Source organism: Vicinamibacteria bacterium (assembly GCA_035570235.1).
Taxonomy (GTDB): domain Bacteria; phylum Acidobacteriota; class Vicinamibacteria; order Fen-336; family Fen-336; genus DATMML01.
In genome coordinates, this window is sequence record DATMML010000012.1 from 70,129 (window position 1) to 91,228 (window position 21,100).

Here is a 21,100-nt window from a genome sequence, read left to right on the forward strand (position 1 = left end):
CCACTGGCGCCCTTGGCACGGCCCAGTGTGGTACCGAGGGGTTGAGTAGTAACAAGGGCAAATGACAGCCATATGACATTCTAGAGACGCTCTCGTGGTGGCCACGGGCAGGGTCGCTCGGCAAACGGTCCGGCGGGGACGCCTGACCGGTCGAAAGACCCCCGAAAGTGCCGTTTGGCGGAAGGGGAAGTGCCCTGTGGACCTTCGGTGAGGACGGGGCCGACCCTCAGCGGCCGGCGATCTGGTATTCGAGGGTGGCGAGCGCCAGCCGATACTGGTACCCGGCCGCGACGTTGCTGATCTCCGCCTGGGTCTTCTGTAACTGGGCCTGGCTCAACTCCACGATCGAGCTCAGCCCCAGGTTGTAGCGTGTCTCCGCGAGGTCGAGGGCCAGGCTGGCCTGGGCCAGGAGTTGCCCGGTCACCTCGAGTCGGCGAAAGGCCGTGCTCGCGTCCAGCCAGCTCGTGCGGACGTCGCGGCCCACCCGATTTTGCAGCTCGATGAGGCTCTGGTGAGCGGCTTCCGCCCGCAGATCCGCCTCCCGCGCCCGAGGGACGAAGAGGAAGTTGTTGAAGACCGGGATCTCGACGTTGACGCCGACAGCACCGAACCACTGCGAGAGGTGGTCGTTGCGGATGGGAGCCACGCCCACCGCACCCAGAGCCCTTACGCTCGGCAGGAGGAGGTCATGCTCGGCCTTGCGAAACTTCTCCGCGGACTCGTAAGCGAGTTCGAGGGCGGCGAGCTCCGGCCGTCGACCTAGGGCCTGGGCGACGAGGGGCTCGATGTCGGGCGGGGGGGGTGGCAAAGGCGAAGTATCCTCGACGAGCTCGAAGGTCTGTTGGGAGGGATAGCCGAGAACCTCGGACAGGCTGGCCCCGGCGGCGTCGACACCGTTCTGGGCGTCGAGGAGGAGAAGCTTGGCCTCCGCCAGATTGACCTTCGCGAAGCTCAGGTCCAGGGCGGATCGGAGCTTGCTGTTGGCCAGGGCCTCCACCTGATCGGCCACCGCCTGCCGCGCCGAGACCGTTTGCTCCGCCACCTTGAGGACGGCCTGGCTCTGGAGGGCGCGGAAGAATGCCTGGTCCGCGGCCAGGATGATTCGGGCCGAGATCGCCCGGCTGTTCTCTTCCTCGGCCTCGGCGCGCAGCTTCGCGCTCGAGAGCAGATTGGTCGAACGCCCGAAGTCGGTGATCAGCTGGCTGAGAATGGCCCCGGTGGCGACGCGTTCGTAGATGATCGGGTTGTTCAGGCCTCCCGCGCTGATGCGGCTATTCTCGTGGGCATCGACGGCGGTGGCATAGGCGGCGCCCGAGGGCAGGAGAGTGGAGCGAACCTCGCGGGTGACCTGGCCGGCGGCCAGGGCGTTCAGGCGGGCCACCGAGACCTGGGGGTTGTTGTGGAGGGCCAAGTCTTCGGCCGCCTTCAGGGAGAGCCGGGCGGGGGGCGGTGGCGCTCCCGCGGGGGCAGCTTGGAGAGAAGGGCGGGCGAGGAGAACGAACAAAGCCAGGGCAATGAGTCTTTTCACGCGCGAGCCCCCGGGGACGCCACCTCCTCCTTCCGGTGGAAGTCGAGGTAGGCGGCGGGGACGAGGTAGACCGTCACCACCACCGACACGAGCAGGCCGCCGATGATCGCGCGCGCCAGGGGCGCGTAGGCCTCGGCCCCGGTTCCGAGCTTCAGGGCCATGGGGAGGAGGCCGATGATGGTGGCCAGGGACGTCATGAGCACCGGCCGGAGTCGGATCCGGCAGGCGACGGCCACCGCTTTCGCCAGGGGTTCCCCCTCCCGGCGCAGGCTGCGGGCGAACTCCACGATCAGGATGCTGTTGGAGACGACGATGCCGACCATCATCACGACTCCCATCAAGGACATGACATTCAGCGTGGTTCCCGTGCCCAGGAGGACGAGGAGGACCCCCGTGAGCCCCGGGGGGATGGCGAGCAGGATGATGAAGGGGTCGAGGAACGACTCGAACTGAGCGACCAGAATCAAGTAAACAAGGAGCACCGCGAGGAGCAGCCCTCCGCCAAAGCTCCGGAAGGAGGCCCGCATGCCCTGCACGGAGCCGCGCACGTCCACCCGGATCCCCTCCGGGAGCCGAATGCGCCGCACGATCCGGTCGATGGACGCGCTCAGCCCGCCCAGGTCTTCGGAAGCGGGCGCCACGTAGACGTCGATGACGCGTCGGAGTTGGTAGTGGTCGACCTCGGTGGGGGACTGGATGGGCGCGATGCGGGTCACAGCGTCGAGCTGGGTGGGGATCGCGCTGCCCGCCGACCGTATCGGGATCTGCTTGAGGTCGCCCAGGGAACGGATCTTGTTCTCGGGGTACTGGACGGTCAAAAGGTAGTCGTTGCCGCTCTTGGGGTCGACCCAGAAGCTGGGGGCGATCATCTGGTTTGAGGTCAAGGCGGTGATGACGTTGTTGACGACCTCCTTCTGGGAGAGACCGAGCTGGCTCGCCCGCTCGCGGTCGATGTCGAGGCGGAGGGCGGGATAGTCGAGATCCTGGGGGATGAGGACGTCGCTCGCGCCCCCGAGCTTGCGCGCCTGGCTGGCCACGTCCAGGGCAACCTTGTAGGTCTTCTCCATGTCCAACCCGCTTACCTGGACGTCGATGGGGGCGGGAAGCCCCAGGTTGAGCACGGCGTCGGCCAGGCCCCCCGACTGAAAGTATGCGCTCACCTCGGGCATCTCCTGCCGTAGCTTTGCCCGCACGCGGTTCATGTATTCGTAGCTTCCGACCCGGTGGCCCTCCTCCAGGCTGACCTGGACGAAGGCGGTGTGCTGAGCCGAGTTGGGCGTGTAGATGGCCGAGAAATCAGGGGTGACCCCGATGTTGGACACGATCATGCCCCGCTCCCCCGGGGGCACGACCTCGCGGATCTTCTCCTCCACGCGCGCCACATAGCGCTCGGTCAGCTCCAAGCGCGTCCCGGAAGGTGCCTTGAGATTGAGGACGAACTGCCCTGGATCGGTGCGGGGGTAGAAGGCCACGCCGAGCAAGGGGTAAGCGAACAGGCTGAGAAGGGAGACGCCGACGAGGACACTCACCGTAGCGCGCGGTCGGTGGAGGGCGCGGGCCAAGGTGTGGTCGTAGTGCCGAAGCAGCTTCTCGAAGTAGCGATTGAAGCCGGCCACGACCTCCCCAAAGCGGGACCGCGAAGAAGGCACCGCGTGCTCATGGACGAGGTGGGCACTCTTGATCAGGTTGGCGCAGAAGAGGGGGACCACGGTCAGGGCCACGAAATAGGAGGCGAGGAGGGAGAGCACCACCGCCGCCGCCAAGGCCACGAAGAGGAAGCGGCTCACTCCATACAGGAAGACCACGGGGAAGAACACAACCATGGTCGCGAGAGTCGCGGCCAGGACGGGGAGCGCCACCTCCTGGCCTCCCTTTTCCGCGGCCAGGCGCGGCTCAGTCTTCATCTCGAGGTGCCGGAAGATGTTCTCCAGCACGACCACCGAGTTGTCGATGAGGCGGGAAAAGGCAAGGGCAAGCCCACCCAGGGCCATGGTGTTAACGGTGCCCCCTCCGGCATCGATGGCGAGCAGGGCGGCCAGGGCGGAGAGTGGAATGGAAAGGAAGACGGCGGCGGTGGCACGCACGCTGCCCAAGAAGAGCAGGATCATGACCCCGGTGAGCACCAGGCCAATGGCGCCCTCGTGCAGCAGGTTCTCGATCGCCTTCTTGACGAAGACGGATTGATCGAACACCACCCTGGCCACCATTTGCTTGGGCACGTCGGTCAGGTTGCCGACCGCGCGCTGGATCCCGTCCACCACCGCGATGGTGTTGGTGTCTCCTCCCTGCTTCAGCACCGGTAGGTAGACGGACTTCTGACCGTCGATGCGGACGACGTTGGTCTGGATCTGCTCCGCGTCCTGCGCCCGGCCGACGTCCTGTACCAGTACGGAGGCCCCGTTCACCGTCTTGAGGGGGAGGCGGTTGATCTCCTCCGTGGTCGGGAGCTGGCTGTTAGTGTAGAGGTTGTAGTCGATGGCGCCTATGCGGACGTCCCCCGCGGGCAGGATGAGGTTGTTGTCGTTCACGGTGCGGACCACGTCCATAACGCTCAGCTGGTGGGCATCGAGCTTCAAGGGATCCACGTAGACCATGATCTGGCGGTAGCGTCCGCCGAAGGGCTGGGGGACGGAGGCCCCATCAACATTCGCCACCTGGTTGCGGACCGTGTACTGCCCGAGGTCGCGGAGCTGGGTCTCGTTGAGCCCTTCCCCCTTGAGGGTGATGAGGCAGACCGGGAGGCTGGAAGCATCGAACTTGAGGACCACGGGGGGGAGGGTGCCCGGGGGCAGCCGCCGCAGGTTGGCCATGGCGAGGTTGGCGATGATGCTCAGGGCGGCGTTGGCGTCGGTGCCGGGCTGGAAGTAAACCTTGATGAGGCTCACGCCGGGAAGAGATCTGGACTCGATGTGGTCGATTCCGCTCCCCAGGGTGAAGAAGCGCTCGAAACGTCCCGTTATGTCGGTCTCGATCTGCTCGGGCGGCATGCCCGAGTAAAAAGTGGCGACCACCACCACCGGAATGTTGATGGGGGGGAAGAGGTCCACGGGCATGCGCGCGACGGCGGTCGTCCCAACCACCGCCACCATGAGACAGACCACAACGACGAAATAGGGGTAGCGGATCGCGAAGCCCGACACTAGGAGAAGCCCTCTCCGGTCTTCTCCGCTTCCGGGGAGAGCTCGTGCGGTGTGACCGGATCCCCGATCCGGAACTGGCTGCGGCTGCCGATGATCACCCGGTCACCCTCTCGAAGTCCGGAGAGCACCTCGACTCGTTGGGGTCCCTCGAGGCCCAACTTCACCGACCGCTCCTCGACGACGTCCCCGGCTCCGATGACCAGCACCCGGGCCTCGGAGCCGGTGCGGGCCACCGCCTGGAGGGGGACCGTGAGCACCCGGTCCCTCTGCGCCAGCACCAGGTCCGCCTCTGCGTACATGCCCAGAACGATCGACCCGTCAGGGTTGTCCACGTCGATCTCGGTGCGCATGGTACGGGTCTGCTCGTCCAAGGCGTCCGCGAACCGAGCCACCCGACCCTCGAACGTGCGGCCCAGGGTGGGGACGCGGACCCGGACCACCGTTCCCAGGTGGACCTGGGGTACGACGGACTCCGGAGTGGGCAGCACCAGGCGCAGCTTCGTGGTGTCCGCGAGCCGAACCACGGGCATGGCCTGGGTGCTGGAGGCCGTGCCTGCCTGGATCAGGGCTCCCGGATCCGCGTAACGCTTGGTGATGACGCCGGCAAAGGGTGCGGTGATCCGGGCGTAGTCGGAAAGGGCCGTGACGCGCTGCGTCTCCGCCTTTGCCACCCATAGCTGGTTCCCGTTCTCGGAAAGCGCGGCGCGGGACACCTCGATCTGAGCCTCGGCCTGCTTGTCCCGGGCTTGGGCCTCGTCCAGCTCCTGCTCCGCGATCAGACCCGGCCGCGTCTGAGACGCCTCCTTCAGCCGCGCATAGGCAGAGTGGGTGGCGGCATGAAGCGACTCCGCCTTCTCGAGCTCGCTCTGGGCACGGCGAATGCTGTCTTCACTGCGTCTTGTCGATGCTTCCGCCCCCAGGACCTGCGCACTGAGCTCCGGCACCTCCAGAACGGCCAGGACCTGCCCCGCCTTGACACGGTCTCCTACGTCCACGGAGATCTTGCGGATGTAGCCAGCCACTTTGGCGTGGAGGTCGGCCTCTTGGAAGGGGCGGAACTCACCGGATAGGGTGAGGACGCTTGAGAGGGGCGTGGGCACGACCCGTACGACCGCGGCGAGGGGGGACGCGCCTTTCGGGCTGCTGCCTGTGCTGGCCCGGCCTGAGAAGGCCAGGACCGCCGTCCCCACGATCAATACCGGCGCCGCGATTAGGAAGTGCTTGGTCTTAAACCTAAGCCCCATCTCCGGGACACGCTCTCCGATACAAGCCCTTCGAGGATCCCCTAGCCCGACGGAGCGCCTCTCTCCGGCTAGGAAGAGGACGTCGGAACTCCGGAAACCGGGGTTCGAGCCGCCGACCGAGCAGGCAGAATAGCATAGACGACCGGAGCACGCCCACGCGGGGGAGGCCGCCGCGTCGCCCACGCCCGTGGCTCTGCTGGATGTCACTGACCGGCCGCTGGTTGCGGGCAAGACTCACGCTCGCCGGTGGCCGCCGTCCTTCCCGTCGACCTCGGGAGAGTTAACAGTGTTGTTACACGTTCGTCACTCCGGCGCTTCCTGCCTCCGAGAGGCTGGATGACGGTGGTCTTGGCGAGGGATCCCGAGAGTTCCCATCGCACTCACCTAAGGAACAGGCTGGGGTTGGAGGAGCTTCTCAACTCAAGGCTTTTTGAGTCGGCACGCAGTTACACGCGTGCTATGGAGGTGGCGCTCGACGGCGTGAGGCGAGGCACTGCCAGCTCCTGTCCACCCCCTTCAAACCCTGAGAGGCACGCGATTTCACAGAGAATTAACCCGGACGAAACGGCCTGTTTGCACGCGCTGGCTACGGTTAGCGGAGGCGTTGCGGGCCCACCGTCCGCTTGACCACGGAGGACAGCAAGATGAAGAGCTCCATTGGGTTCGCCGCTGCCGCCACGCTCCTCGCCGCTGCCGTATCGGCGGAGACGATCCAGATCGACGGGGCAGGGGCGACCTTCCCGTATCCCATCTACTCGAAGTGGTTCTCGGAATACAACAAGCTCCACCCCGAGGTCCAGATCAACTATCAGTCCATTGGTTCCGGGGGCGGGATCCGGCAGCTCACCAACCAGACCGTGTTCTTCGGGGCTAGCGATGGACCGATGACGGACGAGCAGCTCAAGGCTGCCCCCGCGCCAATCCTCCACTTCCCGACCGTGCTGGGGGCGGTGGTGCCGGTCTACAACATTCCGGGCGTGAGCGCGGAGCTCAAGTTCACCGGCCCCACCCTCGCCGATGTCTACCTCGGAAAGATCACGAAGTGGAACGACAAGGCGATCGCCGCCGAAAACCCGGGCGTCAAACTGCCTGCAAGCGACATCGCGGTCGTCCACCGCTCCGACGGGTCGGGGACGACCTACATCTTCGTTGACTACCTCGCCAAGACCTCGCCAGAGTGGAAGACCAAGGTCGGCGTAGCCACGTCCGTGAACTGGCCGGTGGGAGTGGGGGGGAAGGGCAACGAAGGCGTCTCCGGGCTCGTGACCCAGACCCCGAACGCCATCGGCTACGTCGAGCTCATCTACGCCCTTCAGAACAAGATCGCCTTCGGCAGCGTGAAGAACCACGACGGCGAATGGGTCAAGGCGAGCCTCCAGTCCGTCACCGCCGCCGCCGCCGCCGTCGAGGGGAAGATGCCCGCCGACTTCCGTGTATCGATCACGGATGGCGCGGGTAAGGGTGTCTACCCGATCTCGTCCTTCACCTGGCTCCTCTTCTCCGAGAGCCCGAGCGACAAGGCCAAGGCAAAGATCATGGTGGACTTCACGAAATGGGCGCTCAGCGACGGACAGAAGTACTGCGCCGACCTGGGTTATGCGCCCCTTCCCGCGAGCGTTGTAAAGCTGGAGATCGTCGCCCTGGCAAAGATCAAGTAGGTAAGGCCCCTATGTCCAAGCGCCCGTCCCGAACGGCGGCCCGCGGCGACCTGGGCTTCCGCCTGGGGACGGGCGCATTCGCGGTTTTCCTGTGCCTCATCGTGATTGGGATCGGGGTCATCCTCGCTAACCAGTCCTGGCTCTCGATCGACAAGTTCGGCCTCGGCTTCTGGCGGGGAACCACTTGGGACCCCGTGGCCGGCGAGTTTGGCGCCTTTCCCTTCATCTGGGGGACGCTCTACTCGTCCCTTCTTGCCCTCCTCATCTCCACCCCTATCGCCCTCGGAATCGCCGTGTTCCTGTCCGAGCTCTCGCCGCCCGTGCTCAAGCAGCCCCTCATCTTCCTGACCGAGCTCTTAGCGGCGGTTCCCTCAATCGTCTACGGGCTCTGGGCCATTTTCGCGCTCGTCCCCCTGGTTCGGCAGCTGGAGGTCCTCTGTCCCGAGTGGCTCCGGCGAGTGCCCCTCTTTAGCGGTCCGCCTCTCGGGGTGGGCATGCTCGCCGCGGGCCTCGTGCTGGCGGTGATGGTGATTCCCTTCATCGCCTCGGTGGCGCGAGAGATCCTGAAGGCGGTGCCCGTTACCCAACGGGAGGCCGCCTATGCGCTCGGGGCCACACGCTGGGAGGCGATCCGGATGGCCCTCTACTATGGGCGCACCGGGATCATGGGTGCTGTCATGCTCGGGTTGGGACGGGCCTTGGGCGAGACTATGGCCGTGACCATGGTCATCGGTAACAATCCCCAGGTGTCCTCGTCTCTCTTCGCCCCCCAGTACACCATGGCGGCCGTGATCGCCAACGAGTTCACGGAGGCAGCGGGGGAGCTCTATCTCAGCGCCCTGGTCGAGATAGGGCTCGTGCTCTTCACCATCACCATCATCATCAACATCCTCTCTCAGCTCCTGATCTGGAGCGTCAGCGACCAGCGCGTGCCCCGGCGAGTCGTGCTCAAGCCGAAGCCGGCACTGGCGGCCTGAGCCCATGGCCATCCAGATCACAGCTCACGATCGGCGACGCAAGGTCCTCTCTCGTCTGGTGGAGGTCGCCTGCGCAGGGTCGGTGCTAGCCGCCCTCACCCCCCTCGCCCTCGTGCTTTACTTCGTGCTCAGCCAGGGCCTCCCCGCCCTCAGTCTTGGTTTTTTCACCAACATGCCCAAACCCGTGGGCGAGCCCGGCGGGGGAATGGCCAACGCGATGATCGGCACCCTGATCCTGCTTGGCCTGGCCGGGGCGCTCGCGGTGCCGGTGGGGATCGCGTGCGCTGTCTATCTAGCGGAGTACCCGAAGCGGCGTCTTGCCCAGGCGGCTACTTTCGCGGCTGACATCCTGAACGGTGTTCCCTCGATCGTGATTGGCATCTTCGCTTATGTGATTGCGGTCCTTCCCTTTCGGCGCTTCTCCGCCCTGGCCGGCGGGTTCGCTCTGGGTGTGATGATGATCCCGATCGTGGTCCGCACGACGGAGGAGCTGCTCGCTCTGGTGCCCCCGAGCCTGCGGGAGGGTGCGCTGGCCCTGGGGGCGACGCGTGGGCGGGCGACCTGGAGCGTGATCCTGCCCGCGGCCCTTCCCGGCATCGTGACCGGGGTCCTGGTGGCGCTTGCCCGCGTGGCCGGCGAGACCGCCCCCCTCCTCTTTACGTCCTTCAACAACCAGTTCTGGTCCGTCCGGCTGGACAAGCCGATCGCCTCCCTCACCGTGCAGATCTTCACCTATGCCATCGCTCCTTACGAAGATTGGCATCGTCAGGCCTGGGCGGGGGCCGCCGTGCTCATCGGGGCGATGCTGGTCTTCTCGGTGCTGGCGCGGACGGTGACGCGCCGGCTGGAAAGGATGCACCGGCCTTGAGTCCACCAGAGGTGTCCATGTCCTCCGACGCTCCCGCCACCGCGGAGACGGGGATCCGGATCAGGACGGAAGTGAAGACCACCAGTGCCCCTGCCCCCGAGGCGTCGGTCGCGATCGAGATTCAGGGGGTAGGGATCGCGTACGGGGACAACCAAGTGGTCCACGACGTGACCATGGACATCTCCGAGCGGCAGGTCACCGCCTTCATCGGCCCCTCCGGCTGCGGGAAGTCGACCCTTCTCCGCTGCCTGAACCGGATGAACGATCTCATCGACAGCGCCCGCGTGATGGGAAAGATTCGGGTCAAGGGCCAGGACATCTACGCACCCGGGACGGACGTCATCGACATAAGGCGCCGGATCGGCATGGTCTTCCAGAAGTCGAACCCCTTCCCGAAGTCGATCTTCGAGAACGTGGTCTACGGGCTGCGCATCGTGGGGGTACGGGACCGGGCCCGGCTCGACGAGGCCTGCGAGCGGAGCCTGCGGGGCGCCGCTCTCTGGGAAGAGGTCAAGGACCGGCTCAAGGACAGCGCCCTCAGCCTCTCCGGGGGTCAGCAGCAACGCGTCTGCATCGCGCGCGCGATCGCGGTGGAGCCCGAGATCCTGCTCATGGACGAGCCTTGCTCCGCCCTCGATCCCATTGCCACCGTCAAGATCGAGGAGCTGATCTACGCCCTCAAGGAAAAATACACGATCGTGATCGTGACCCACAACCTCCAGCAGGCGGCACGGGTTTCGGACCGGACGGCTTTCTTCTGGCTGGGTCGGCTGGTGGAGTACGGCTCCACCTCCGACCTCTTCACCAAGCCGCGGGAGAAGCTCACCGAGGACTACATTACGGGCCGGTTCGGTTAGAGACAGAGGCAGCCATGGAACGCCATCATTTCGAGGAAGAGCTCCAGAGCCTGAAGAACCGCCTCCTGACCATGGGGGCGCTGGTGGAGGAGCGCGTCCACCAGGCAGTAAGGGCCCTCATCGATCGCCAGCTGGAGGAGGCGGAGCAGGTCATCTGCTCCGACCAAGACGTCAACACGCTGCAGATCGAGATCGACGACCGCTGTCTGAAGCTCCTGGCTCTCCAGCAACCCATCGCCACCGACCTCCGCCTCATCACCGCGGCCATGAAGATCAACGCCGATCTGGAGCGCATTGGTGACCAGGCGGTGAACATCGCGGAGAACGTCATCAAGCTCCTTCCCCAAGCGCCCCTGAAGCCCCTGATCGACATCCCCCGCATGGCCGAGCTGGCGGAGAAGATGACCCGGGACGCCCTCGACGCCTTCGTGCGCAAGGACCCGGAGCTGGCCCGGAATGTGCTCCAGCGGGACGACGAAGTGGATAACCTGAAGGACCAGGTCTTCCGCGAGCTCCTTACCTACATGATGGCCGACCCCGGAACGATCCAGAGGGCCCTGGCCCTGATCCTCATCAGCCGCAACCTGGAGCGGATCGCCGACCATGCCACCAACATCGCGGAGGACGTGATCTTCCTGGTCGAGGCCAAGGACGTGCGTCATCACCACCAAGAGGAGCAACCAAAGTGAAGGCAGAGCGAGCCAGCGAGCGGACAGGGGAACGGCCGGCCCGGGCTGTGCCCGCCTCCGGCCCCGCCGCGGACAGCCGTCCGCGCGTGCTCCTCATCGAGGACGACGGTGACATCGCGGAGGCCATCGGCTACCAGCTCGAGAAGGTCGGCCTCCGCGTCAAGGTGGCACGCACGGGGGAGGAAGGCTTGGAGGGGGCGCGCCGGGGCGTGGACCTCGTGCTTTTGGACCTCAACCTGCCCGGCATGGACGGCCTCGAAGTCTGCCGAATGATCCGCCGCCAGACCACGACTGCCCACGTCCCCATCATCATCGTGTCCGCGCGGGCAGAGGAAGTGGACCGGGTGCTGGGCCTGGAGATGGGGGCCGACGACTACGTGGTCAAGCCCTTCAGCCTCAAGGAGCTGGCCGCTCGCTGCCGGGTCGCCCTGCGCCGGGCGAGCGGAGGGGGCGAACCGCCCCAGGGCTACCGGGACGAAAACTTCGAGGTGGAGTTCGACGCCTACGTTTTGCGTTACCGCGGCCAGGAGATCCGGCTCACCCGCAAGGAGTTCGAGCTCTTCCGCTCCCTCTTGGAGAGGCCGGGCCGGGTGCTCACACGCGAGCGCTTGCTGGAGCGGGTGTGGGGCTACGAGAGCGACGTGGAGACCCGCAGCATCGACGCCCATATCCGCCGCCTGCGCCTGAAGCTGGGGCCCGCCCGAAACCACATCGAGACCGTGGTGGGGCTGGGCTACCGGTTCGTCAAGTAGCCGAGAGCCGGGCGAAACCAATCCGCTGGATGCGGGGCTTGACCCTCGCTTGACCCCGGGATCATACTCGGCGCGAGGCGGAGCGCTTGCCGCTCTGCCCTCTCCAAACAGGAGGCCAGAATGAAGCCCACCCGCTTCAGCCTGGGCACGCTCGCTGCGGTTGCCCTCGCCTCGTCCCTCTTCGCCCAGTCGCAGGCCATGAACGGCACAATCGAAGGCGTCGTGCGCGACGCTACCGGCGCCGTCCTGGCGGGAGTCACGGTCACCGTGACCAGTGTCGATACCGGCACCCAGCGGGCGCCCGTCACCGACGCCAGCGGCACCTACCGCGCCCTGCTCCTCCCCCTCGGGAGCTACCGGGTGAGGGCGGAGCTCGACGGGTTCAAAGCCCTGGAGCGGACGGGCATCTCCCTGAGCGCGGGCCAGACCGCGGTCATCGACTTCGCGCTCGAGGTGGGCGGGGTCAGCGAGGTGGTGTCCGTCTCCGCCGAGGCCCCTGTGGCCGAGCCGGGCAAGATCGACCTCGGCCGGGTGATCACGGAGAACGAGGTGAAGAACCTGCCCCTCGTTTCCCGCAACCCCTACAACTTCGCCTTCCTACAGGCCAACGTTACCGGCTACGAGAACACCGAGTTCGGCGTCCCCCGCATCAACGCCAACGGGACGCAAATGCACACCAACTACCAGCTCGACGGGAACACCAACACCGAGAAGGACCGGGCGGGGCTGCGTCTGCTGCCCATCTCGGAGGTGGTGGTACGCGAGGTCCAGGTCATCACGAGCGGGTTTGCCCCCGAGTTCGGCCAGACCACGGGCATGGTCTACAACGCAGTGACGCCGTCGGGGACCAACCGCACCGAGGGCTCCCTAGGCTACCGCTATCGGCGGGCCGGACTGACGAGCGTCCCCTTCTTTCTTGCCCCCACCGCCCACAAGCCGGATAACAACATCGACAACATATTCGCCACCCTGGGCGGACCGCTGGTGAAGGACAAGTGGCACTACTACCTGGGCTACGAGTACGTCAACCAGGACCTGCGCGACAACACCAAGGTCATCGCCCCCGTGACCGTGGCCAGCGCCCCCGCCCTGGGCCTTTCCCCCGCCGCCGTCGCCGACGGGATCATCCCCACCAAGCAGAATGTGAGCTTCTTCATCGCCAAGACCGACTACGACCTCGGTCCCGCGAACAAGCTGACCGGGCGCTATTTCTTCTTCAAGAACTATTCGCCCTTCAACATTGCGGGGGATCTCAACACGTTGGAGCGTTCCACGGACTTCAACGACCGCATGGACTCGGCCGCCCTCCAACTCGTCTCCTCCATCGGCGCGGACCGACTCAACGAGCTCCGGTTCCAGTTCGCGCGCCGCCACCAGTTTCGGACGGCGAGCGCGGGGGCCGGGACCGGTCCCGCCGTGATCGTGAACGGAGTGGCCAACTTCGGGTCCCCCCTGGACGGGACCCAGAGCGCGGGCTTCGACTTCAGCCAGAGGATCTGGCAGCTCATCGACAACTTCACCTGGCTCAGGGGCCGCCACGGCTTCAAGGCCGGCTTCAACCTTCAGTTCATCAACGACGATCGCGTCAATACTCTGCGGCAGATCTACACGTTCGCGACGGTCTCTACCTACCTGGCGGCCAAGAGCGGAAGCAACCCGTTCAGCTACCTGAGCTTCCAGCAGGACCTGGGTGATCCTTCCGTCTCCTACAAGTCCGGCTTCTACGGCTTCTTCGTCCAGGACGACTTCCGGATCAGCCCCTCCTTCAAGCTGCTCTACGGCCTGCGCTACGATTTCTTCAACGTCCCCGACTCGCGGCCTTACGCCCCCAATCCCCTCTCCCTCAGCTTCAAAAAGGACAAGAACAACCTGGCCCCGCGGGCGGGCTTCGCCTGGACGCTCGACAAGGAGGCGAAGACGGTGCTGCGCGCTTCTTCCGGCATCATGTACGAGCCACCCCTGCTGAACTTCTACGAGGACTCCATCCTCCGAAACGGCGATCCCAAGTCCTTCACCACCACCCTGAGCCCGACTACCCCCGGCGCGCCTGGCTTCCCCGGCAATCTCGCCAACCAGCCGCCCGGCTTTAGGCTTCCAACCCAGAGCATCGTCGCCATGGACGCGGATTTCTCGACCCAGTACACCATTCTCACCAACGTCCAGATCGAGCGGGCGCTCACGAGCGACCTGGCGGTCAGCGTCGGCTACGTCAACTCCCTGGGCCGCAACCTGCCTGTGCTGATCAACACCAACCTGATCCCCACCGGAGCCACCCTCGGTGACGGCAGACCGATTTACTCCACGGCCGTCAACGCCCAGACCCGCGTGAACCCCGCCTTCAACCAGACCGACACCTTCCGCTCCATCGCCCGCGCCACCTACAACGCCCTCACCCTCATGCTGAACAAGCGCATGAGCCACGGCTTCCAGCTCCAAGCCTCCTACACGCTGGCCAAGGGAGAGGACAGCTCGCCCCTCACCGGCACCTATATCGTAGGGAGCAACGACGACCGGCTCTCCGACCCGTCGAACCTGGATCGCGACCTGGGACCGTCGCCCTTCAACCAGACCCACACCTTCATCCTGAGCTCGGTCATCGCTCCTCGGCGGGAGGGCCCCGGGCTGGGCAACGCGATCCTGAACAACAACCAACTCGCGATCATCGTTCAAGCCAACAGCGGCCTGCCGTTCAACATTCGCGCCAACCGGGACCTAAACCAGGATGGGCTCTCGAACGACCGCCCCCTGGGGATCCCCCGCAACTCGGGGAATTTGGGCCGGGTCTTCAACGTGGACGGTCGCTACTCGCGCTTCCTGCCCTTCGGCCGGGTTCGGGCCGAGCTGTTCGCGGAGGCCAAGAACCTGCTCAACACCCTGAACGTAGCCACGGTGAACCGGGTGGTGGCGGTGGACGCCGCCGGCAACCTGCTGTCGTCTTTGCCCTCGCCTTTCCCCGGTACCGGCGGCTACCAGCAGCGCCAGTTCCAGATCGGAGCGAAGGTCAGCTTCTGAACGCGTTCCGCTTGATCCAGAAACGACGCCGGGCTCTGGTTGGGGTTGCGGCGGTCGTGTATCGAAAGGGGTGCGACGGAGCCAGGAGGGCCGCCGGATATGCCTCGGGCGAGGAAGGCCTGGGGCAGTGGCGTGCCAACCCCTGCGCTGCTCCGTCCGTCTATTAGGTGGGGAAAGGTATCGATGCGACTCCTATTTACCGCCCTGCTGCTCCCGATCGCCGCAACCGTCTGTGGCCAGGACAACACCCACGCCTTTGACTATGACACCAAGGCCCCGCTCGACATTCGGGAAGTCGGCGTCGAGCATCGCGGCGACGTGGCCGTCCACGACCTTACCTACGCCAGCCCTAAGGGCGGCCGCGTTCCCGCCTACCTTGTGGTGCCCGATGGCAAGGGCCGATTCGCTACCGTCCTCTGGGGGCATTGGTATTGGCCAAACTCCGACTTCTTCAACAGGAACGAATTTCTCGATGAAGCTGTGATTCTCGCCAAGGCGGGGGTCGTTTCTCTGCTCACCACAGGGCCCGGCGCCCGCCCAGGCCACGTTGACGACAAGACGCCGCTGAGCGAACAACAGGCGACCGATCTCATCCAAGCCGTGGTGGACATGCGCCGAGGCGCCGATCTCCTGCTGGAACGGCAAGACGTCGATCCTCAGCGCCTAGCCTATGTGGGCCACAGCTATAACGCGGAAGTCGGCGGTTTCCTGAGCGGAATCGACAAGCGCTTCAAAGCCTTTGTTCTAATGGCGGGCCCGCTTTCCGACGAAGTCAATGCGCAATCCGACGAGTACAAGCGATACCGTCAAAAGGTGGGCCCCGAGAAGTTCGATAGCTTTGCGGCTAGGTACGAGTGGCTTGACCCCGGCAAATTCGTTTCCCGGGCCGCGCCCGCCATCGTCTTCTTGCAGTACGCAACCAAAGAGGACTTCCTCACCCCGGCGCGCGCCAAGCAATACGCTGCCATCGTCAGCGAACCCAAGCGCTTCAAGATGTACGAGGCGCCCCATGCACTCAATGCCGAAGCGCGGCGCGACCGCATCGCTTTTCTCACCGATCAACTCCAACTAAAGCCCCTGTCCCCAGACCTGGTGGCCGCGGTCCCCGACCTGCCCCAGCCACCCAGCCCCAGGCCCTAGCGGCCTCCCCCCTGCGCCGCGCGCCCTCCAAATCGTGGACTTGGACGGTGCCCGCGCATTTGTAGGCTCAAATCCGGGACTGACTTCACACTCCGGCCCCTAGATCTGGGACGGGCCCGCGCCCACGTCAGCGCCTCCGGCGGTGGGCAGCCAGGACCTCGTCCACGAAGTGGCCGGCGAGGCCGAGCGAGTTCCGGTACTCGAGGGCGGAGGCCAAGCGGCGGGGGGAGAGGTGACGGCGCACTTCCGGGTCTGCGCCCGCGGCCTCCCGGAAGGCCACCTTCTTCGCTCGGGCCTGCCGCGAAATCTGGAGGACGAGGGCGTGCGCGCGGTCGCGCCCGATCCTTTCCGCCAGGGCCATCATGACTGCTTCCGAGAGCACGACCCCCCCGCTGCGCTCCAGGTTGCGGCGCATGTTCTCGGGCTTCACCACCAGGGTAGCCAAGAGCCGCTGGCTGAGCTCGAGCTGGGCCCCCATGAGCAGGCAGATCTCGGGGGCGAAGGACCAAGCCGTCTCCCCCTGACGATGGTCGTCCTCCCCCTCGGAGTGGACGTAGTCCAGCACGACGCCTGCCCGCGCACGCAGCAGGCGTCCCAGGAGCACCACCGACCCCGAGGCCACCGGGTTCAGCTTGTGGGGCATGGCGGAGCTGCCCAGCTTACCCTCCGCGAACTCCGTCGCCTCGTCGATCTCGGTCTGCTGGAGGTTGTAGATGTTCTGGGCGATCTTGCCCAGGGTCGCGGAGAGCATGGCGAGCAGAAGGAAGAACTCCGCGAACCGGTCGCCCGCGGTTTTGGCCGGGATGCGGGGGACGCCCAGGCCCAGGCGCTTCAGCAAGCGGCTCTGCACGTAGAGGCCTTTTCGCCCGAGCGAGGCCATGGTGCCTACCGCTCCCCCGAACTCGCCCACCAGCACCCGGGGCCGGCTGGCCAGGAGCCGCTCTCGCTGGCGGATGATCTCGTCCAGCCAGACCGCGGCCTTGAACCCGAAGGTCAGGGGTAGCGCGTGCTGGCCGTGGGTACGGCCGGCCATCAAGGTGCCCCGATGGCGGTGGGCCAGGCCGGCCAAGAGGTTGGCCACCACGTCGAGGCCGGCCAGAACCACCGCGTAGGAGTCCTTGATCTGGAGGGCGGTCCCCGTGTCCATGATGTTCTTGCTGGTGGCGCCCCAGTGCACCCAGCGCGCGCTCTTGGGGGAAAGCACTCGGCGGAGCGCGTTCACCAGCGGCATCACAGGGTTCCAGGTGGTGTCGAACTCCCGCTTCATGGCCCGAAGGTCGAGCCGCTCGACCCGCGCCGCCCGGGCTATGGCCCGGGCGGCGGCCTTGGGCACAAGGCCCAGCTCCGCCTCCACCGCGGCCAGGGCCGCCTCCACGTCCAGCCATCGCTGGATCATGGCCCGATCGTCCCAGATGGCGCGCATGGCCGGGGAGCCGTAGCGGTCCTTCAGGTAGAAGGAGTCGAAAGCAGTGGAGGGCATTAGGCGCGGGCCTCGGAGGCGGGAAAGAGGGCCGTGATCAGAAGCCCGGCCGCGAAGACGCTCGTCGCCCCCACCACGTTGTACCAGAGAAAGTGGATGGGCGTCAGCCCCGCGACCAGGGCCACCGTAGCCATGCCGGCGAGGAGGCCGAAGAACGCGCCCCGCGCGGAGGCCCGAGGGGCGAGGACGGCGAGGGCGAAGACGCCCAGGATCGAGCCGTAGAAATAGGAGCCGAACCGGTTCACGACCTCGATCGCGGAGCCGAACCTACCTGCCTGGGACGCGATGAGGCAGGCGAAGCCGCCCCAGAAGGCGGTCATCAAACGCGAGGCCAGGAGATCCTGGGCGTCGGTCCCCGCCCGCCCCAAGAGCCTCTTGTAGAAGTCCACCATGCTCGCGGTGGCCAGGGAGTTGAGCTCGCCGGAGAGGGCGGACATGGCGGCGGCGAAGATGACCGCGATCACGAGGCCGGCCAGCCCGCGGGGCAGGTTAGCGAGGACGTAGGACGGGAATATGTAGTTGGTGTCGTTGTAGCGAGCCCCCCCGTTGAGCCTCTCCACGAGGCCCCGGGCCTCTCCCCGCGCCGCCTCAAGCTCGCGGTTGGCGGCGAGGTAGGCCTCGGGGGCGGCCGTTTGCGCCCGGTGGCGGGCCTCCGCGAGGGCCTCCGCCGCCGCCCGCCGGGCCGCCTGCGCCCGCTCGAACCGCTCCTTGACCACCGCCACCTCCCGGGGCGCCTCCCGCTCCAACCGCGCCAGGGCCACGTTGTTCCAGAGCAGGGGCGAGGCGTGGAAGTGGTAGAAGACGAAGACCAGCACCCCCGTGAGCAGGATAAGGAATTGCATGGGGACCTTGAGGAAGGCGTTGAAGAGCAGGGAGAGGCGGCTCTGGGTGAGGCTGCTTCCGGATAGGTAGCGCTGGACCTGGCTCTGGTCGCAGCCGAAATAGGAAAGCATCAGGAAGAGGCCGCCGATGAGGCCGCCCCAGAGGGTGTAGGGCGTGGTCAAGCTGGGGCTCGTGTCCATGATCTTCAGCCGGCCTGCGGTCTGGGCCAGGGCCAGGGCGTCGCGCAGGCCCACGTCGCCGGGGAGCTGGGCGATCGCCACCCCCACGCAAAGCAAGATCCCGAACCAGATCACGCCCATCTGCACCACGTCCGTCCAGATGACCGACTTGTTCCCCCCGTACAGCACATAGGCCACGGTGGAGCCCCCCATGAACAAGATGGTGGCCCCCTCGCTCCAGCCCAAGATGACGGAGAGAACGAGCGAGGGAGCGTAGAGCGTCACCCCCACGGCCAGGCCCCGCGACAGGAGGAACAGCAGGCTGGTCAGGGTACGGGTGCGGAGGTCGAAGCGCCGCTCCAGGTACTCGTAGGCGGTGAAGACCCGGGCCCGATAGAAGAAGGGCACCAACGTGAGGCAGAGGATCACCATCGCGAAGGGGAGCGCGAAGTAGACGACCAGGAAGCGCATGCCGTCGGTGTAGGCCTGACCGGTGGTGCCCACGAACGTGATAGCGCTGATCTGGGTGGCCATCACGGACAGGCCCACCGCCCACCACCGCATCCGCCGGCCGGCCAGGAAGAAGTCGTCGATCTTCCGGGTGCCCCGGCCCATGAACACGCCGAAGGTCACGATGCCGAGGACGTAACCCACGAGGACGACCCAGTCGATGGGGGTCACCCTCAGTATTTCCAGGATGAGAAGAGGGCGAGGAGACCCATTACGGACAGGGCGCAGAGGATGACCGCGGTGTAGATCCGGCGCCAGGTGCCGAAGACGGGCACCGGATCCTGGTCGTCGCCGGCCGGCGGGCTCCCGGGCGGGAGGGGTTCCATGCCTGAGGTCTCGCCCGCCGCGAAGCGGCGGGCCTAGAGCGAGGATACAGTAACCTGCCGCCCAGCGTCACCCGCGTTGGGCGGAAACCCGCCCTTGGTGGCGGCGCGGAGGGCCCGCATCCCCCACCTTCACCGCCCGTCCCCCGGGCTGAAGTGGTAGCATCCCCGCGGCCATGACGGGCGGAGATCTCATTGCCGACGTCCTGAAGCAGCAGGGCGTGAGCTGGCTCTTCACCCTGTGCGGTGGGCATATCTCGCCCATCCTGGTCTCCGCCAAGGCACGGGGCCTCCGCGTGGTGGACGTCCGGCACGAAGCGAACGCCGTCTTCGCGGCCGACGCCGTGGCCCGTCTGACCGGCGTTCCCGGGGTGGCCGCGGTCACCGCCGGTCCCGGCGCCACTAACACCGTGACCGCGGTCAAGAACGCGCAACTCGCGCAATCGCCGGTGGTGGTGCTAGGGGGAGCCACCGCCACTCTTCTCAAGGGCCGGGGCTCGCTCCAAGACATCGACCAGATGGCCCTCATGCGCCCCCACGTGAAGTGGGCCACCACCGTGGACCGGGTCTCCGACCTGGGCTCGACCCTGGAGAGGGCCTTTCTGACCGCCCGCTCCGGCGTACCGGGGCCGGTGTTCGTGGAGTGCCCGGTGGACCTGCTCTACGATCCCGCCCTCGTGCGGCAGTGGTACGTGGCCAAGACGGGCGACAAGGCGAGGAGCCTCCGCGACCTGGCCCTTCAGTGGTACATCCGTCGACACCTGCGCAAGGTGTTCGGGGAGGGAGGGGAAGCGCCCCGGGCGCCCCGCCGCGTGGCCCCGCGGGCCCCGAGTCCGGGCGGGGTCCGGCGGGCGGCCGACTACCTTGCTGCCTCCCAGCGGCCCGTTCTCCTGATCGGCAGCCAGGCTCTGCTCTCGCCTTTGGAGGTGGATGCGCTGGCGGAGGCGGTGGGTGCCCTCGGCCTTCCCGTCTATCTCTCCGGCATGGCCCGCGGCTTGCTCGGCCCCGACCACCCCCGGCAGCTCCGGCACCATCGGAAGCAAGCCCTACGGGAAGCCGACCTCGTGATCCTGGCTGGGACGCCCTGCGATTTCCGCCTCGACTACGGCGATCACATCAACCGGGGGGCCGTGCTCATCTCCGCCAACCTCAGCCGGGTGGATCTGCGCAAGAACCGCCGCCCCGACCTGGGCGTGCTGGGTGCACCCGACCTCTTCCTCCGCGCCCTGGCCCGGGAAGCCAAGGGAGAGCCGGCCCGGGCGGCCTGGATGGAGACCCTCCGCGCCCGGGATGCCCAGCGGGAGGCGGAGATCGAGACCCTCTCAGAGGCCCCCTCCGCGGGGGGGATGAACCCGCTCCGGCTCTGCCGCGAGATCGATCGGGCCCTCGACCCGGACAGCGTGATCGTGGCCGACGGCGGCGACTTCGTCTCGTCCGCGGCCTACATCACGCGCCCACGCGGCCCTCTCTCCTGGCTCGACCCCGGCGCCTTCGGTACCCTGGGCGTGGGAGCGGGCTTCGCCCTGGGGGCCAAGCTCGTCCGGCCGAGCGCGGAGGTCTGGATCCTCTACGGGGACGGCTCCGCCGGGTACAGCCTGGCCGAGGCCGACACTTTCGTGCGCCACCGCATCCCCGTCATCGCGGTAGTGGGCAACGACGCCGCCTGGACCCAGATCGCGCGCGAACAGGTGGAGTTGCTCAAGGACGACGTGGGCACCGTCCTCGCCCCCACCGACTACCACCGGGTGGCGGAAGGCTTCGGGGCCAAAGGCTTCGCGATCGGGGCGGCGGAAGACGCCCCCGCCGTTCTGGCCGCGGCCAAGGCGGCGGCCCGGGCCGGCCACCCGGTCTTCGTCAACGCCATCATCGGCAAGACAGACTTCCGCAAGGGCTCGATCTCGATGTGATCATGGCCGCCGGC

General features: G+C 66.6%; 15 protein-coding genes. 9 read left to right on the plus strand and 6 right to left on the minus strand.

Annotated features, from left to right (window positions below):
- Nucleotides 1–226: 226 nt before the first annotated feature.
- The 3 genes from VN461_01800 to VN461_01810 are packed head-to-tail and all read right to left on the minus strand — an operon-like array spanning nt 227 to nt 5,912.
- Nucleotides 227–1,528: a TolC family protein gene (locus VN461_01800; GenBank protein HXB53482.1), complete on the minus strand. Its 1,302-nt coding sequence runs from the start codon at nt 1,526–1,528 to the stop codon at nt 227–229.
- A complete protein-coding gene (locus VN461_01805) occupies nt 1,525–4,668 on the minus strand; it encodes an efflux RND transporter permease subunit (protein ID HXB53483.1) in 3,144 nt (1,047 codons plus the stop codon). The genes VN461_01800 and VN461_01805 overlap by 4 nt, the downstream gene beginning before the upstream one ends.
- A complete protein-coding gene (locus VN461_01810) occupies nt 4,668–5,912 on the minus strand; it encodes an efflux RND transporter periplasmic adaptor subunit (GenBank protein ID HXB53484.1) in 1,245 nt (414 codons plus the stop codon). Before VN461_01810 ends, VN461_01805 begins: the two co-directional genes overlap by 1 nt.
- 644 nt (nt 5,913–6,556) lie before the next feature.
- Here VN461_01810 and pstS point away from each other — a divergent pair.
- From pstS to VN461_01850, 8 genes are all read left to right on the plus strand, one after another.
- Nucleotides 6,557–7,570, plus strand: coding sequence for a phosphate ABC transporter substrate-binding protein PstS (pstS, locus tag VN461_01815; protein ID HXB53485.1), 1,014 nt, complete (start codon nt 6,557–6,559; stop codon nt 7,568–7,570).
- Between the two features lie 11 nt (nt 7,571–7,581).
- Nucleotides 7,582–8,547 carry a phosphate ABC transporter permease subunit PstC gene (pstC, locus tag VN461_01820; GenBank protein HXB53486.1) on the plus strand — a complete coding sequence of 322 codons (966 nt, stop codon included), beginning with the start codon at nt 7,582–7,584 and terminating at the stop codon, nt 8,545–8,547.
- A gap of 4 nt (nt 8,548–8,551) precedes the next feature.
- The gene (pstA, locus tag VN461_01825; protein HXB53487.1) at nt 8,552–9,415 is read left to right on the plus strand and encodes a phosphate ABC transporter permease PstA; all 864 of its coding nucleotides are present in this window, start codon (nt 8,552–8,554) and stop codon (nt 9,413–9,415) included.
- Entirely contained in the window at nt 9,412–10,272 is an 861-nt protein-coding gene (pstB, locus tag VN461_01830; GenBank protein ID HXB53488.1) for a phosphate ABC transporter ATP-binding protein PstB, read from the plus strand. Before pstA ends, pstB begins: the two co-directional genes overlap by 4 nt.
- 14 nt (nt 10,273–10,286) lie before the next feature.
- Nucleotides 10,287–10,961: a phosphate signaling complex protein PhoU gene (gene phoU, locus VN461_01835; protein ID HXB53489.1), complete on the plus strand. Its 675-nt coding sequence runs from the start codon at nt 10,287–10,289 to the stop codon at nt 10,959–10,961.
- Nucleotides 10,958–11,713 carry a response regulator transcription factor gene (locus tag VN461_01840; protein ID HXB53490.1) on the plus strand — a complete coding sequence of 252 codons (756 nt, stop codon included), beginning with the start codon at nt 10,958–10,960 and terminating at the stop codon, nt 11,711–11,713. The genes phoU and VN461_01840 overlap by 4 nt, the downstream gene beginning before the upstream one ends.
- 120 nt (nt 11,714–11,833) lie before the next feature.
- Complete coding sequence (locus VN461_01845) at nt 11,834–14,725, plus strand: TonB-dependent receptor (protein HXB53491.1); 2,892 nt, start codon at nt 11,834–11,836, stop codon at nt 14,723–14,725.
- A gap of 183 nt (nt 14,726–14,908) precedes the next feature.
- Nucleotides 14,909–15,865 (plus strand): hypothetical protein, encoded by a 957-nt coding sequence (locus VN461_01850; protein ID HXB53492.1) that lies wholly within the window; start codon nt 14,909–14,911, stop codon nt 15,863–15,865.
- 127 nt (nt 15,866–15,992) lie between these two features.
- On the opposite strand, the gene VN461_01855 is transcribed toward VN461_01850, so the two are convergent.
- From VN461_01855 to VN461_01865, 3 genes are read right to left on the minus strand one after another with little or no spacing between them, the layout of a single operon-like run.
- Nucleotides 15,993–17,345: an adenylosuccinate lyase family protein gene (locus VN461_01855; protein HXB53493.1), complete on the minus strand. Its 1,353-nt coding sequence runs from the start codon at nt 17,343–17,345 to the stop codon at nt 15,993–15,995.
- Nucleotides 17,345–19,027: a sodium:solute symporter gene (locus tag VN461_01860; protein ID HXB53494.1), complete on the minus strand. Its 1,683-nt coding sequence runs from the start codon at nt 19,025–19,027 to the stop codon at nt 17,345–17,347. The genes VN461_01855 and VN461_01860 overlap by 1 nt, the downstream gene beginning before the upstream one ends.
- A gap of 2 nt (nt 19,028–19,029) precedes the next feature.
- The gene (locus VN461_01865; protein ID HXB53495.1) at nt 19,030–19,182 is read right to left on the minus strand and encodes a hypothetical protein; all 153 of its coding nucleotides are present in this window, start codon (nt 19,180–19,182) and stop codon (nt 19,030–19,032) included.
- Nucleotides 19,183–19,355: 173 nt separating this feature from the next.
- Here VN461_01865 and VN461_01870 point away from each other — a divergent pair, with 173 nt between their 5' ends.
- Nucleotides 19,356–21,086, plus strand: coding sequence for a thiamine pyrophosphate-binding protein (locus VN461_01870; protein HXB53496.1), 1,731 nt, complete (start codon nt 19,356–19,358; stop codon nt 21,084–21,086).
- Nucleotides 21,087–21,100: the final 14 nt, after the last annotated feature.

What these genes read in the sequence shown, in the direction of transcription:
- pstA (HXB53487.1), top strand. Translation starts at nt 8,552, where the DNA reads ATGGCCATCCAGATCACAGCTCACGATCGGCGACGCAAGGTCCTCTCT.
- VN461_01855 (HXB53493.1), bottom strand. Translation starts at nt 17,345, where the DNA reads ATGCCCTCCACTGCTTTCGACTCCTTCTACCTGAAGGACCGCTACGGC.
- VN461_01865 (HXB53495.1), bottom strand. Translation starts at nt 19,182, where the DNA reads ATGGAACCCCTCCCGCCCGGGAGCCCGCCGGCCGGCGACGACCAGGAT.
- VN461_01850 (HXB53492.1), top strand. Translation starts at nt 14,909, where the DNA reads ATGCGACTCCTATTTACCGCCCTGCTGCTCCCGATCGCCGCAACCGTC.
- pstC (HXB53486.1), top strand. Translation starts at nt 7,582, where the DNA reads ATGTCCAAGCGCCCGTCCCGAACGGCGGCCCGCGGCGACCTGGGCTTC.
- VN461_01870 (HXB53496.1), top strand. Translation starts at nt 19,356, where the DNA reads ATGACGGGCGGAGATCTCATTGCCGACGTCCTGAAGCAGCAGGGCGTG.
- VN461_01845 (HXB53491.1), top strand. Translation starts at nt 11,834, where the DNA reads ATGAAGCCCACCCGCTTCAGCCTGGGCACGCTCGCTGCGGTTGCCCTC.
- VN461_01810 (HXB53484.1), bottom strand. Translation starts at nt 5,912, where the DNA reads ATGGGGCTTAGGTTTAAGACCAAGCACTTCCTAATCGCGGCGCCGGTA.
- pstS (HXB53485.1), top strand. Translation starts at nt 6,557, where the DNA reads ATGAAGAGCTCCATTGGGTTCGCCGCTGCCGCCACGCTCCTCGCCGCT.
- phoU (HXB53489.1), top strand. Translation starts at nt 10,287, where the DNA reads ATGGAACGCCATCATTTCGAGGAAGAGCTCCAGAGCCTGAAGAACCGC.